A 13959-nucleotide genomic window follows, 5' to 3' on the forward strand; every position below is an offset into this window, starting at 1 on the left:
ACGCCCCGGCCGGGATTCCGGCCGGGGCGTTCTGCTGTCCCGGGACGCTCAACGCGCCGCCGCGTCCACCCGCCGGCGCACCAGGTCGGCGAGTTCCGGCAGATCGGTGAGCGGGTCGGCGACCGCCACCGCCCCGGCCGAGCGGGCCGCCGCGCGTACCCCGTCGTGGAACCGGCCCGGGGCGAGGAAGTAGGCCGCCACCGCGACCCGACCGGCCCCCGCCGCGCGCAGCCGTGCCACCGCGTCGCCGACCTCCGGGGGCGCCGCCGAGGCGTAGGAGACACGGCAGGGCACGCCCAGGCCGGCGCCGAGCGCCGCGGCGACCCGACCCACCGACCCCCGCGCGGCCGGGTCCCGGGTCCCGGCCGCGGCCAGCACCACCGCGTCCAGGTCGCCCGGGTCGTCCCCGGCGGCCTCGGCCAGCCGGCGTCGCAGCCCGGCCAGCAGCCGGCCGTCCACCGTGCCGCCGGTCGGTCCCAGCACGTCGGTCACCCGCACGTCGAGGTCCGCGCCGGCCGCCGCCACCGCCGCCGGGATGTCCACCTTCCGGTGGTACGCGGCGGTGAGCAGCAGCGGCACCAGCACCACCCGGGAGTGCCCGTCGGCGGCCAGGCGCCGCAGCACCTCGGTCGGCCCGGGGTCGGTGTGGTCGAGCCAGCTCGGCAGCACCGGGCGGCCGGGACACGCGACCGCCACCGCCCGGGCCAACGCCCGGGTGGCCTCGGCCGCCCGGGGATCGCGGCTGCCGTGCGCCACCAGCACCACCGGTGGCGCGGCCGTCAGGTGTGCAGCCCGCACTCGGTCTTCTCGAACATCGCCCACCGGCCGGCCCGGGGGTCCTCCCCCGCCCTGGTCCGGCGGGTGCACGGCCAGCAGCCGATCGAGCCGTAGCCCCGGGCGAACAGCTCGTTGACCGGGATGTCGTGGCGGGCCACGTACGCGTCCACCTCGCGCTGCGTCCAGGCGGCGATCGGGTTCACCTTGACCTTGCCGCGACGCGGGTCGAAGCCGACCACCGGCGTGTTCGCGCGGGTCGGCGACTCGTCCCGGCGCAGCCCGGCGGCCCAGGCGTCGTACCCGGCGAGCGCCCGCTCCAGCGGTTCCACCTTGCGCAACTGGCAGCAGTCGTCCGGGGACCGGTTGAACAGGCGTGGGCCGTACTGGCCGTCCTGCTGCCCGACGGTCATCCGGGGCCGGATCGAGCGGACCCGCACCGGCATCCGCCGGGCCACCTCGTCGCGGACCCGCAGCGTCTCCGGGAAGTGCAGCCCGGTGTCCAGGAACACCACGTCCACGCCGGGGGCGACCCGCGAGACCAGGTGCGCCAGCACACCGTCGGCCATCGAGCTGGTCACGCAGAACCGCTCGCCGAACGTCTCCACCGCCCAGCGGGCGATCTCCAGCGCGGGCGCGTCCGCCAGCTCCCGCCCGGCCTCCTCGGCCAGCAGACGCAGCTCCTCCGGGTCGCGCCGGGCCGGGTCGGCCGCCCCACCCGCGCCGACCAGGCCCAGGCCCGCGGCGGAGACCAGGCCGCTCACCGGGTCACCGCCCGGCCCAGCAGACCGGTGAACCTCACCGAGAAGACCCGCGCGCAGGCGTGGCACTCCCAGGCGCCGTGCCCGGCCTCGTGCGGTCGCAGGTCCTCCTCCCCGCAGTAGGGGCAGTAGAGAGGCGCGGATCGGGCATCACTCATCGGAGCTCCTCCTCGTCGACTCTGATCACCCAGCGGGCGAAGGTCTCGCCCTCGGTCCGGCCGGCCAGGTAGCGGCGGGCCAGCCGTTCCACGTACTCCGGAAGGTCGTCGGCGGTGGTCTTCAGGCCGCGCAGCTTGCGGCCGAAACCGGCGGTCTGGCCGGCGGCCATGCCGAGGCCGCCGCCGAGGTGCACCTGGAAGCCCTCGACCTGCCGGCCGTCCGGGCCGACCACCAGCTGGCCCTTGAGCCCGATGTCCGCGACCTGGGTGCGGGCGCAGGCGTTCGGGCAGCCGTTGAGGTGGATGGAGATGTCCGCGTCGAAGTCGCGCAGCCGCTCCTCCAGCCGCGCCACCAGCTCCTCGCCGCGCCGCTTGGTCTCCACGATGGCCAGCTTGCAGAACTCGATGCCGGTGCAGGCCATGGTGCCGCGCCGCCAGGCCGACGGCCGGGCCTCCAGGCCGATCCCGCGCAGCGCCGTCACCAGGGACTCGGTCCGCTCCGGCGCCACGTCCAGCACCAGCAACTTCTGGTACGGGGTGAGCCGTACCCGGTCGCTGCCGTGCGCCTCGACCACGTCGGCGAGCTGCGCCAGCTGGGTGCCGGAGACCCGGCCCACCACCGGGGCCGCGCCCACGTAGTTGGCGCCGTCGCGCTGCGGGTGCACGCCGATGTGGTCGACCGGCTTCGCCGGCAGCTCCGCGGCCGGGCCGTCGAGCAGCGCGCGGCCCAGGTATTCCTTCTCCAGCACCTCGCGGAAGCGCTCCACGCCCCAGTCGGCGACCAGGAACTTCAGTCGGGCCCGGTTGCGCAGCCGCCGGTAGCCGTAGTCGCGGAAGATGCCGACCACGCCCGCCCACACGTCCGGCACCTCGTGCAGCGGCACCCAGACGCCGAGCCGCTTGGCCAGCATCGGGTTGGTGGAGAGCCCGCCGCCGACCCAGACGTCGAAGCCGGGGCCGTGCTCGGGGTGGTCGACGCCGAGGAGCGCGATGTCGTTCGCCTCGTACGGGGTGTCGACCAGCCAGGAGATCGAGGTCTTGAACTTGCGGGGCAGGTTGGAGAACGCCTTGTCGCCGACGTACCGGCGGACGATCTCGTCGATGGCCGGCGTGGGGTCGAGCAGCTCGTCGCGGGCCACCCCGGCGACCGGGCTGCCGAGCACGATCCGGGGGCAGTCGCCGCACGCCTCGGTGGTCTGCAGGCCGACCGACTCCAGCCGGCGCCAGATCTCCGGCATGTCCTCGACCCGGATCCAGTGGTACTGGATGTTCTGCCGGTCGGTGATGTCGGCGGTGTCCCGGGCGAACTCGCGGGAGATGTCCGCGACCACGCGCAGCTGGGCCAGGTTGAGCTGGCCACCGTCCACCCGGACCCGGAGCATGAAGAACTCGTCCTCCAGCTCGTGCGGCTCCAGCACGGCGGTGCGCCCGCCGTCGATGCCGGCCTTGCGCTGGGTGTAGAGCCCCCACCAGCGGAACCGGCCACGCAGGTCCTGCGGGTCGATCGAGGCGAAACCGCGGTGGGCGTAGATGTTCTCGATCCGGTCCCGCACGTTGAGCGGGTCGTCGTCCTTCTTGATCCGCTCGTTGGGGTTGAGCGGCTCACGGTGTCCGAGCGCCCACTGCCCCTCGCCGCGTGGCCGGCGGGGCGCACGGGCGGCAGGCGCCGGGGTGTCGGGACGGGTCGGGGTGCTGCTGACCGCCATCGCGGCGTCCTCCATGGTCTGCTGCGGTGCCTGGAGCGCGGACGCGGCGGCCGGCCCTGAGAAGGGCCGTGGACGGCGATGTCGGTGACGGCCGGCGCGAGTACGCGCCCGAGACGGAAGGGTCGGGCGTCGTCAGTGGGCCGGACAGATCGCGCTGCGCACGCGGCCGTAGTCGACGTGGCGACGGGCCACGAAGCGGCGGACGACAGCGGCGGTCATGGGCCTCATGCTGCCACACCACCGCCCCACCGACCACCGCCCGCCCCGGTGATCCCACATCACGGGCGCCCCCGCCCAGATCGACACCCGTCCACCCCCCACCCCCCGTGACCAGCATCACCCCACCCCGGGATCGTCGATCATGAAGTTGGCGGCGACAAAGGGCACGGCGGGTGCCGCCAACCTCATGATCGACCCGCCTGGGGGCCGGGGGGGTGGGGGGCCCGTGGGGGTGGAATCGGCGGAGCGGGGTGGCGGGGGTGGGTGGGCGTGTGACGCTGCGGGATGTGAGCGCGTTCGCCGAGCCTGCGCCGTCCCGAGCCCGCCTCGGTTGGCCGGTGTGGGTCGTACCGGGGCTGCTCACGCTGGGGATCACGCTGGTCGGGATCGGACACGCGCAGCTGTGGCGCGACGAGCTGGCCACCTGGAGCGCCGCCACCCGCCCGCTGCCCGACCTGCTCCGGCTGACCCGCGTCATCGACGCCGCCACCGGGCCGTACTACGCGCTCATGCACGGGTGGACGGCGCTGGTCGGCACCTCGCCGACCGCGTTGCGGCTGCCCTCCGCGCTGGCCATGGCCGCCGCCGCCGCGCTGACCGCCCGGCTCGGCGCGCGCCTCGTCGGCGACCGGGCCGGGCTGCTGGCCGGGCTGCTGTTCGCGGTGCTGCCGGCCACCTCGCGCTACGGCCAGGAGGCCCGCCCGTACGCCCTCGCGACGCTGCTCGCCGTGCTCGCCACGCTGCTGCTGGTCGACGCGCTGCGCCGGCCGACCTGGAGGCGTTGGGCCGGGTACGCGCTCGCCGTCGCCGCGCTCGCCCTGGTCCACCTGATCGCGCTCACCCTGCTCGCCGCGCACGCCGTGGTGGTGCTGCTGGCCGCCGCACGCGGTCCGGCGACGGTCGTCGACCCGCCCGACCGGTCCCGACCCGAGAGGCTCGACGCACCGTGGCCGAGCCGCACACACCCACAGCGTTCCACCCACCCCCGAGATCGGGCACGGGTGGAACGGCACGGGTCTCACAGCGCTCCGGAGACACCCACAGCGTTCCACCCACCGTCGATACCGACCGGGAGTGGAACGCCACCGGTGTCACCGCACCCCGCGCACGGCACGGAGGCACCCGGCGAGCCGGGAGCGAAGCCGTGGGACGGGGCCGGCGCGGCCCGCGACGCCCGAGGGGCGCCGGTGTCCGGCCGGCGGGTGCTGGCGCGGTGGCTGCTGGCGCTGGTGCCGGCCGTCGTGCTCGTCACCCCACTGGCGCTGGTCGCCCGGGGCCAGCGCGGTCGGCAGCTCGACTGGGTCGACCCGGCCCGCCTGTCCGACCTGGCGGCGCTGCCCGGTGGGCTGGCGCAGAGCGGCGTGGTGGGCGGGTTCCTGCTGGCCCTCGCGGCGCTCGGCGCGGTCCGGCTGGGCCGGCGGGCGCTGCTGCCCGCCACCGCCGTGCTGCTGCCGGTGCTGCTGCTCTTGGCGGCCGGCACGGTGGTGCCGCTCTGGGTGACCCGCTACCTGGTCTTCACCGTGCCGTTCGCCTGCCTGCTCGCCGGCGCGGCCCTGGCCGGGACCACACCGAACGGAGCCACACCGCCAGGGACCACGCCCACCAGGGCCACGCCGGCCGCGGCCACGCCCACCGGGGCCACGCCGGCCGGGACCTCGCCCACCCGGGCCTCGCCCGCCCGCGCAGCGGTCAACGGGACGAAGCCGACGGGGACCGCTCCGGCCGGAGCAGGGCTCGGGGCGGCGCTGGCCCTGGTGGCGCTCGCCGGGCTGCTCGGGCTGCCCGACCAGGCGGCGTTGCGCCGGACCCACGAGTGGCCGCGCGGCGCGCCCGTCGACTACGCGGGCGCGGCCCGGGTGATCGCCGCCGGCGAACGGCCGGGTGACGCGATCGTCTACTCGCCCCGGGACAGTTGGCTGTTCCCGGATCTGGGCATGGCGTACCACCTGGGGTCGCGGCTGCCGCGTGACGTGCTGGTGGTCCGCGACCAGCGGCAGGGGGCGGACCTCTGGGCCACCGAGTGCGACGCCCCGGCGCGGTGCCTGGCCGGGGTGGACCGGGTCTGGCTGGTGGTCACCGGGCGTCGGGCGGACCCGCTGGCGGCGGTGCCCGGCGCGAAGGGCGCGGCGCTGCGCGACGGCTTCACGGTGCGTCAGGTCTGGCCGCGCCCGGGCCTCACGGTGGCCCTGCTCGCCCGGTGAGGCGGTCGGTGGTGCCCCGGGCCAGCGGGACGACGAGCGCCGCCTCGGTGCCGCCGCCGGCGCCGTTGCGCAGCTCGATGGTGCCGCGCAGCTCACCGGTGACCAGCGCCCGGACGATCTGGAGGCCGAGGTTGCCGCCCCGCTCGGCGTCGAACTGCCCGGGCAGGCCGCGCCCGTTGTCGGTGACCGAGACGTGCAACTCCTTGCGGAGCCGGTGCACCGACACCACCACCTCCGGCTTCGGCCCGTCCGGCGCAGCGGGAGCGCCGTCCTCGTCGGCCGGCGGGAAGCCGTGCTCCACGGCGTTGAGCAGCAGCTCGTTGAGGACCATCACCAGCGAGGTGGCGATCTCGGCGGGCAGCACGCCGAAGGTGCCCCTGCGGCGCATGCCGACGGTCACCTCGGTGGCGGCCACCTCGGTCGCGGCGCTGGCGACCCGGTCGACGATGCCGTCGAACTCCACCGCCTCGTCGCTGGACATGGAGAGCGTCTCGTGGACCAGCGCGATCGAGGCGACCCGGCGTACCGACTCCTCCAGCGCGACCCGGGCCTCGGGCATGGCCACCCGGCGGGCCTGGAGGCGCAGCAGCGCGGCGACGGTCTGCAGGTTGTTCTTCACCCGGTGGTGGATCTCCCGGATGGTGGCGTCCTTGGTGATCAGGGCGCGGTCGCGGCGGCGCACCTCGGTGATGTCGCGGACCAGCACCAGCGCGCCGATCGGCACGCCGGCGGGCATCAGCGGCAACGCCCGGGTCAGCATGGTGGCGCCCCGGGCGTCGATCTCCCGCCGGGGCGGCGCCTCGCCGCGCAACGCGGCGAGCACCGCGTTGCCCGCGTCGGTGCCTTCGAGGGGGTCGCCGGCCAGCCGGCGGTGCAGCTTCGCCAGGTCCTCCCCCACCAGGTGGGAGGCGAAGCCGAGCCGGCGGTACGCGGACTGCGCGTTCGGGCTCGCGTAGGTGACCTTGCCGTTGGCGTCGAGCCGCACCAGCCCGTCGCCGACGCGGGGCGCCGAGGTGGTCTCACCCGGGTGCCGGGGCGGCGGGAACGTGCCGTCGGCGATCATCTGGGCCAGGTCGTCGGCGGTGGTCAGGTAGTTCAGTTCGAGCTGGCTCGGGGTGCGCGCGGTGGAGAGGTTGGTGTCGCGCCCCACCACGGCGATCACCTCGCCGTTCTCGCCGTCGCCGGTGCGCAGCCGCACCGGGATGGCCTCGTGCCGGGCGGGCACGTCGCCGTACCAGACCGGGTCGCCCTCGCGCCAGATCCGACCCTGCCGGTGGGCCACCTCCAGGTGCGCCACCTCGGGCCCGCCGACGATCCGGCCGACCTGGTCGTCCAGGTAGGCGGTCGGCGCGGTGGTCGGGCGGACCTGGGCCACGCAGAGGAAGGTGCCGTCACCGTCCACCGGCACCCAGAGCAGCAGGTCGGCGAAGGAGAGGTCGGACAGCAGCTGCCAGTCGCCGGCGATCCGGTGCAGGTGGTCGATGTCCGCCGGACGGAGCGCGGTGTGCTCCTCGGCGAGGTCACGGAGGGTGGACACGCTCCACAGCGTGCCACGCCGGGCCTCACATCGTCGCGGTGACCTTCTTCAACCCGCGTGGTGCGTCCGGGTCCTCCCCGCGGGCCAGCGCCAGGGCCAGCGCGAGCCGTTGCAGCGGCAGGATGTCGAGCAGCGGCGCGTACCGCTCGTCGACCTCGGGCACCGCCATCCGGGTCTCCCCGACGTCGGCGGAGCCGACCACCACCACGTCGGCGCGGCGCTCGCCGAGCCGGGGCAGCACCTCGCGCATCGACGTGCCGCCGGGGCCGGAGCCGACCACGGCCAGCACCGGCACGTCCGGGTCGGTCATGGCGAGCGGGCCGTGCAGCAGGTCGGCGCCGGAGAAGGCGAGCGCCGGCAGGTAGGACGTCTCCATCAGCTTCAGCGCCGCCTCCCGGGCGGTCGGGTACGCGTAGCCCCGGCCGGTGGTGACGAGCTGGGCGGCGAACCGGTAGCGCGGGGCGAGCCGGGCCGGGGTGTCGTCGGCGAGGGTGCGCGCGGCCAGCTCGGGCAGGCGGGCCAGCGCGTCCCGTTCCTCGGCGGGCAGCACGCCGTCGCCGGCGCGTACCCCCTCGACCAGCATGAGCAGCGCGAGCAGCTCGGCGGTGTAGGTCTTGGTGGCGGCGACGGCCCGCTCGTGGCCGGCGGCGATGTCGACGCTCAGCTCGGCGGTCTCGACCAGCGGCGAGTCGGGGTTGTTGGTGACGGCGAGGGTGAGCGCGCCGGAGGCCCGGGCGACCCGCAGCACCTCGGCCAGGTCGGGCGAGCCGCCGCTCTGGCTGACGCCGACGACCAGCGCGTCGGAGAGGTCGGGCCGGGCGCCGAAGACGGTGATCGCGCTCGGCGAGGCGAGCCCGGCGGGCAGCCCGAGGCGGATCTCGGTGAGGTAGGCGGCGTAGAGCGCGGCGTGGTCGGAGGTGCCCCGGGCGGTGAAGACCACGTGCCGGGGCCGCCGGTCCGCGACGACGGCCGCGACCTCGGCGATCGCGGTGGCGTGCTCGGTGGAGAGCAGGCGCTCGTAGCCGGCCGGCTGCTCGTCGATGTCGGCGGCCATGCCGACCCCTGGACGGGTCACCCCGCACCCCCTTCTGCGCGATTGCCGCGCGATCGATGCTCAGTCTTGCACGTTTGAGCCGCCTCAGGCAACGCAACGAACAGTAGTGCGCAGTGGATCACCAATGCTGGACAAGATCCCCTACGCTTGCCCGGCTGACGACCCGACCGGCGAGAGGACGACGTGCCCGAGGACGACGCCGCGCTCTCCGCGGAGGAGGAACTCGCGCTGGCCCGCCTGGCGCTGGGCGAGGGCGACCTGCGGCACGCGGCCGACCACGTGGCCGCGGCGCTGGTCCGCTCCCCCACCCTGCCCGAGGCGCACGAGACGCTCGCCCGGCTCGCCGCCGCCAGCGGCGGCGACCTGGACCTCTTCCCGCTGGGACAGCACGCGTTCGTCGGCGCCGTGGTGGCCCGGGCACACCTGCTCGCCGCCGCCGGCCGTCCCGCCGAAGGGCTCGACCTGCTGGCCGCCGCCACCGGCTACGCGCCCGGCGCGCCGTGGGCCGCCGTGCCCTGGGTGACCGCCGCCGACCTGCCGGAACGCCTCGACCCGGAGCGCACCGCGCGGATCCTCATGCAGGTCTGCGCGGCCGTGCCGGACCCGGTGCCGCGCCGGCTGCGCGAACCGCTCCAGCCCTACCTGGCGCTGGCCCGCAACGCGATCACCGTGCACCCCGAGCACCCGCTGCTGCTGGGCGCGGCGTCCGCGCTGGCCCGACGCCTGGGCGAGGTCGCCCTGGCGGTCGCCTGGGCCACCCGGGGGGTACGCGCGAAGCAGACCAAGCTCGGCGAGGTCTGGCTCGGGTACGCGTACCGCAGCGCGGGCCGGACCGCCGACGCGCTGGCCGCGCTGGAGCGCGCCGTCGCGCTCGACCCGGACGACCTGGCGGTCTACGCGGACATCGCCGGCACGCTGGCCGACCACGGCCGGCTGGACGCCGCGCTGGACTGGGTGGACCGCGCGCTGGCGAAGGACCCGTCCTTCGACTGCGCCGTACACACCGCGCACCGGCTGCGCTTCCAGCGCGACGGGAACGTCGACCACCTGGTGGCGCTGGCCGACTTCGTCCGCGACCACCCGGACGACTCGCACGAGCACGGCGACCTCGCCGAGTGCTGCCGGGGCCGCCCCTGGCTGGGTCAGGTGACCCCGGTGGGCGCGGACGACCCGCTGGTGCCGGAGAGCCTCGCCGACAGCACGCTCCCGTCGGCCGGCGCGGTACGACGGCTCCAGCAGCTCGCCCAGCCGGCCTGGGCCCATCCCCCGGCGGCGTACGACGCCGCGGTCGGCCTCGCCACCGTCGACCTCGACGACCTGCTCGGCCTGCTGGCGCATCCGCCGGAGACGCCGCCCACCGCGCTGGGGCGGGTGCTCGCCGGCCAGGATCCCGCGCTCTGGGTGCGGTGCGCCCAGGTCTGGGCCTGCCTCGGCCTGCTGCACCACCGCACCGACGAGCCGTGGGCGGAGTCCACCCGCCGCCGGGTGCTGGGGGCACTGGCCGCCGGCGGTCCCGGCCCGGTCGCCGAGGCGGCGCTGTTCGCGCTGGTCACCGCCGCCTGGGTGGAACCCGGGGTACGCACCGACGTGGCCGGCCTGGTGGCCGGGCGGCTCGCCGAGGTGGCGGGCGGGCGGGCCCGCCGGACCCCGGCGGCGGTGTCGCTGGCGCACCTGGCCCGGGCCACCCCGGCCCTGGACCCGGCCACCCGCGCCACCGCCGAGGCGCTGGTCACGGCCGCCGGCGCCGGTCCGCTCCGCCGCCTGTGGCACCGCCTCACCGCGCTGTTCCGCCGCGCCTGACCGCCCCCGTCCCGGATGCGAGACGGCCCCGCCGTACCCCGGGGTGGGGTCGGCGGGGCCGCGGCCGGTGGGTCAGACCGGAGCCTTGCCGAGCGCGATCTCGGCCTCGTCCTCCGGCGTGGCGCCGGCCGGCGGGGCGTCGTTCGTCGCCCGTAGCGGCACCTCCTTGATGAACCAGGCGAGCACCGGGACCGCCACGGTGAAGAAGACGGCCCACAGGAAGACGTGCGAGATGGCGTCGGCGAGCGCGCCCAGCACCACCTCCCGGGTCGCGCCGGTGAGCTGCTTGAGCTTCTCCAGGTCCAGCGCTCCGCCCTCGCCGCCGCCCTTGCCGGCGAACGCCGGGCCGGCCGCCGAGTCGGCCAGCCGGTTGGCGAAGACGGCGCCGAAGAGCGAGACGCCGAACGAGCCGCCGATGGACCGGAAGAAGGTCGCCGCGCCGCTCGCCGCGCCCAGGTCCTTCTGCTCGACGCTGTTCTGGGCGATCAGCATCGAGGTCTGCATGAGGAAGCCCATGCCGACGCCGAGCACGACCATGTAGATCGAGGACTGCGTCTTGCTGGTGTCGAGGTCGAGCAGGCTGAGCAGCCCCATGCCGAGCGCCATCACCACGCCGCCGATGATCGGGAAGGCGCGGTAGCGCCCGGTCTTCGTGATCGTCCGACCCACCACCAGCGAGACCACGAGCATGCCGAACATCAGCGGGAGCAGCAGCAGCCCGCTGTTCGTTGCGGAGGCGCCCTGGACGGTCTGCTGGTAGAGCGGGAGGAAGTTCATCGCGCCGAACATGGCGAAGCCGAGCAGGAACCCGATCACCGAGATGAGCGCGAAGTTGCGGTTGGCGAACAGGCCCAGCGGCAGGATCGGCTCCGGCGCGCGCCGCTCGACCAGGGCGAAGGCGCCGAGCGCGACCACGGCCAGCGCGGCGAGGCCGAGGATCTGCGGCGAACCCCAGTCGTACTCGTTGCCGCCCCACGTGGTGACCAGCACCAGCGCCGTGATGCCGACCGAGAGCAGCGCCGCGCCCAGCCAGTCGATCTTGTGTTCGGTGCGGTACTTCGGCAGGTGCATGGTGGTGGCGAGGACCAGCAGCGCCACGCCGCCCAGCGGCAGGTTGACGTAGAACGCCCAACGCCAGGACAGGTTGTCGGTGATGAAACCGCCGACCAGCGGGCCGGCCACCATGGCGATGGCCATGATGCCGGCGATCATGCCCTGGTAGCGGCCCCGCTCCCGGGGCGGGACCAGGTCACCGATGATCGCCATGACGCCGACCATCAGACCGCCGGCGCCGAGACCCTGGACCGCCCGGAACGCGATCAGCTCGACCATGCCGTTGTCGGTGCCGCCGAAGACGCCGGAGCCGGACATGCCGCAGAGCGCGGAGCCGACCAGGAAGACGACCACCGCGGTGAGGAAGACGGCCTTGCGGCCGTAGAGGTCGCCGAGCTTGCCCCAGATCGGGGTGGAGACCGTCGTTCCGAGCACGTACGCGGTGACCACCCAGGTGAAGTGGTCGGCGCCGCCGAACTCGAACACGATGCGTGGCAGCGCGGTGCTGACGATCATGTTGTCGAGCATCGCGAGCATCATCGCGATCATCAGGCCGAAGAGGACGACGCGGACATTGGGTCTCGCGGTGACCTCGGCTGGTTGACTCATGGGTAGGCTCCCCCGCAGATCGGTGATCGACTTACTTGCCGCCCGGCTAGTTAGCTTACTAGCCGCACGGTAAGCTGGGGTACGGACGAGCGTCAAGCGGATTGGAAGGTGTCGGTCGGTGAGCGAGGGCACAGGCGGCACGCGCCAGCGGATCCAGGCGGTCGCGCTGGAGCTGTTCACCGAGCAGGGCTACGAGAAGACCTCGCTCCGGGAGATCGCCGAGCGCCTCAACGTGACCAAGGCCGCGCTCTACTACCACTTCAAGAGCAAGGACGAGATCGTCACCAGCTTCGTCGACGACCGGCTCCGCCGGATGGACGAACTGATCGCCTGGGCCGCCGAGCAGCCCGCCACGCTGGAGACCCGGCGCGCGCTGATCGGCCGGTACGCCGACGCCATGTTCGCCGGCGAGCTGCCCAAGGTGATGCGCTTCTTCGAGCAGAACCAGACCGTGCTCAAGAGCCTCGCCGCCGGCCAGCAGATGCGCGAGCGGATGATGCGGCTGGCCGGCGAGCTGTGCCGGGGCGACGAGTCACCGGCCGCCCAGCTGCGGGCCGCGCTCACCCTGTTCGCGGTGCACACCAGCTGGTTCGCGGTGCGCGCGCCGGGCATCTCCGACGACGAGCGGAAGAAGATCGCCCTGGAGGTGGCCGACGAGCTGCTGGCGAAGATCGGCGGCTGAGCCGGCTCAGCCCTCGGCGGTCAGCGCCAGACGCAGGCCGAGCAGCTCGACGCCGGGCAGCGGCGACCAGTCCTTCTCCGGCAGCCGGACGAACCCGAGCCCGTCGTAGAGGCGCCGCGCGCTCGCCGCCATGCCGTCGCGTACGCAGATCACCACCGCCGTGCAGCCCAGCTCGACGGCGCGCGCCACGCACGCCCGCGCCAACGCCGCGCCGGCGCCCCGCCCCTGCGCCGCCGGGTCCACCGCGAGCATCCGGAACTCCGCCTCGCCCGGCCCGGCGAGTTCCGCGTACGGCGTCCCGGGCAGCACGAACGTGACCGCGCCGAGTACCGAGCCGGTCGGCTGGTCCACGGCCACCAGCACCTCACCGGTCTCCGCCCGGCCGGCCACGTCGGCGAGCACCACGGCGTACCCGTTCTCGCCCTTGAGCTGGCCGTCCGCCTCGTACGCGGCCACCGTCAGGCGGGCCACCGCCGGGAAGTCCGCCGGTTCCGCGCGGCGGACGAGCAGGCCGCTCAACCGATCACCGCGATCAGGTCACCGTCCTGCACCACGTCGCCCTCGTTGACCGCGAGCTGCTGCACCACGCCGTCGGACTCGGCGACCACCGGGATCTCCATCTTCATCGACTCCAGGATCACCAGCGTGTCGCCCTCGGACACGGTGTCCCCGGCCGACGCGACGACCTTCCAGACGTTCGCCACCATCTCGGCGCGGATCTCCTCGGCCATGTCCGGCCCTCCCTCTGTCCGACAGTCCTGCGACGGTATCCAATCATGACGCCGGTCACGCCGACCCTCGGACCACCCGGGCGCGGACCCGCCCCGCCGCCCACGGGACGGACCGGGCGGCACTAGCATCGTGCGGGTCGGCTCCCGGCGCGCCCGGGGACCACACGCGACCTCCGCCGCGCTTCGCCGCGGACGGACCGTGACCAGCACAAGGAGGCAGAGCATGGCGAAGAAGGCCCGGAAGAAGAAGGCCCGGAAGAAGAGCGGCGCGAACCACGGCAAGCGCCCCAACTCCTGATCGTCCGCGATCAGCGCGCCGGCCCGGGGCCGGACACACCGGTGGCCCGGGTCCGTGCGGACCCGGGCCACCGGTGTACGTGCCCAGTCAGTCAGCCAGCTCGCGCGACTCGGTCGTCTCGAAGACCACCAGCTCGGTCAGCCGCAGCCGCAGCCGCTCGCGCAGCTTCTCCGGCGCGGCCTCGTTGCCGCAGCACCGGGCGACCAGCGCCTTGACCTCCTGCTCGATGCCGTACTCGCGCAGGCACGGGCCGCACTCGTCGAGGTGGTGCCGGATCAGCACCCGGCGCTCCTCGGCACACTCCAGGTCGAGGTAGAGGTAGACCTCGGCGAGCACCTCGCGGCAGTCCGTCTCGTGCGGTTCTCCACAACTCACG

14 protein-coding genes are annotated in these 13959 nt (G+C 74.8%); 4 read left to right on the forward strand and 10 right to left on the reverse strand.

Going from position 1 to position 13959, the window contains the following annotated elements:
- Positions 1-48 precede the first annotated feature (48 nt).
- From COO58_RS23325 to COO58_RS23335, 4 genes are read right to left on the reverse strand one after another with little or no spacing between them, the layout of a single operon-like run.
- Positions 49-798 carry a sirohydrochlorin chelatase gene (locus tag COO58_RS23325; RefSeq protein WP_369700214.1) on the reverse strand — a complete coding sequence of 250 codons (750 nt, stop codon included), beginning with the start codon at positions 796-798 and terminating at the stop codon, positions 49-51.
- On the reverse strand, positions 780-1538 hold the full coding sequence (locus COO58_RS23330) for a phosphoadenylyl-sulfate reductase (RefSeq protein ID WP_098747191.1): 759 nt from the start codon (positions 1536-1538) through the stop codon (positions 780-782). The genes COO58_RS23325 and COO58_RS23330 overlap by 19 nt, the downstream gene beginning before the upstream one ends.
- The gene (locus COO58_RS30360; RefSeq protein WP_172967928.1) at positions 1535-1693 is read right to left on the reverse strand and encodes a hypothetical protein; all 159 of its coding nucleotides are present in this window, start codon (positions 1691-1693) and stop codon (positions 1535-1537) included. Before COO58_RS30360 ends, COO58_RS23330 begins: the two co-directional genes overlap by 4 nt.
- Positions 1690-3399: a nitrite/sulfite reductase gene (locus COO58_RS23335; RefSeq protein ID WP_091570923.1), complete on the reverse strand. Its 1710-nt coding sequence runs from the start codon at positions 3397-3399 to the stop codon at positions 1690-1692. The genes COO58_RS30360 and COO58_RS23335 overlap by 4 nt, the downstream gene beginning before the upstream one ends.
- Positions 3400-3890: 491 nt before the next feature.
- On the opposite strand from COO58_RS23335, the gene COO58_RS23340 reads away from it, so the two are divergent.
- Positions 3891-5819, forward strand: coding sequence for a glycosyltransferase family 39 protein (locus tag COO58_RS23340; protein WP_255292751.1), 1929 nt, complete (start codon positions 3891-3893; stop codon positions 5817-5819).
- On the opposite strand, the gene COO58_RS23345 is transcribed toward COO58_RS23340, so the two are convergent.
- Positions 5794-7356 carry a PAS domain-containing sensor histidine kinase gene (locus tag COO58_RS23345; protein ID WP_091570916.1) on the reverse strand — a complete coding sequence of 521 codons (1563 nt, stop codon included), beginning with the start codon at positions 7354-7356 and terminating at the stop codon, positions 5794-5796. The two genes, COO58_RS23340 and COO58_RS23345, sit on opposite strands and share 26 nt — an antisense overlap.
- A 25-nt stretch (positions 7357-7381) precedes the next feature.
- Positions 7382-8410, reverse strand: a complete 1029-nt coding sequence (locus COO58_RS23350) for an SIS domain-containing protein (protein ID WP_091570911.1) — start codon at positions 8408-8410, stop codon at positions 7382-7384.
- Positions 8411-8593: 183 nt separating this feature from the next.
- Here COO58_RS23350 and COO58_RS23355 point away from each other — a divergent pair, with 183 nt between their 5' ends.
- The gene (locus COO58_RS23355; RefSeq protein ID WP_091570908.1) at positions 8594-10210 is read left to right on the forward strand and encodes a tetratricopeptide repeat protein; all 1617 of its coding nucleotides are present in this window, start codon (positions 8594-8596) and stop codon (positions 10208-10210) included.
- Between the two features lie 72 nt (positions 10211-10282).
- Here COO58_RS23355 and COO58_RS23360 read toward each other — a convergent pair whose 3' ends face one another.
- The gene (locus COO58_RS23360) at positions 10283-11872 is read right to left on the reverse strand and encodes an MDR family MFS transporter (RefSeq protein ID WP_091570904.1); all 1590 of its coding nucleotides are present in this window, start codon (positions 11870-11872) and stop codon (positions 10283-10285) included.
- Positions 11873-11990: 118 nt separating this feature from the next.
- Here COO58_RS23360 and COO58_RS23365 point away from each other — a divergent pair, with 118 nt between their 5' ends.
- Complete coding sequence (locus COO58_RS23365; RefSeq protein WP_091570899.1) at positions 11991-12554, forward strand: TetR/AcrR family transcriptional regulator; 564 nt, start codon at positions 11991-11993, stop codon at positions 12552-12554.
- A gap of 6 nt (positions 12555-12560) precedes the next feature.
- On the opposite strand, the gene COO58_RS23370 is transcribed toward COO58_RS23365, so the two are convergent.
- The gene (locus COO58_RS23370; RefSeq protein WP_091570895.1) at positions 12561-13073 is read right to left on the reverse strand and encodes a GNAT family N-acetyltransferase; all 513 of its coding nucleotides are present in this window, start codon (positions 13071-13073) and stop codon (positions 12561-12563) included.
- Entirely contained in the window at positions 13070-13285 is a 216-nt protein-coding gene (locus COO58_RS23375) for a biotin/lipoyl-binding carrier protein (RefSeq protein ID WP_091068708.1), read from the reverse strand. Before COO58_RS23375 ends, COO58_RS23370 begins: the two co-directional genes overlap by 4 nt.
- A 223-nt stretch (positions 13286-13508) precedes the next feature.
- Here COO58_RS23375 and COO58_RS31270 point away from each other — a divergent pair, with 223 nt between their 5' ends.
- Positions 13509-13583, forward strand: coding sequence for a 50S ribosomal protein bL37 (locus COO58_RS31270; protein WP_369700219.1), 75 nt, complete (start codon positions 13509-13511; stop codon positions 13581-13583).
- An 87-nt stretch (positions 13584-13670) separates the two neighbouring features.
- Here COO58_RS31270 and rsrA read toward each other — a convergent pair whose 3' ends face one another.
- Positions 13671-13958 (reverse strand): mycothiol system anti-sigma-R factor, encoded by a 288-nt coding sequence (gene rsrA / locus COO58_RS23380; protein ID WP_091576980.1) that lies wholly within the window; start codon positions 13956-13958, stop codon positions 13671-13673.
- Between the last annotated feature and the right edge of the window lies 1 nt (position 13959).

The organism is Micromonospora sp. WMMA1996 (genome assembly GCF_002573675.1).
GTDB classification, from domain to species: domain Bacteria; phylum Actinomycetota; class Actinomycetes; order Mycobacteriales; family Micromonosporaceae; genus Micromonospora; species Micromonospora sediminicola.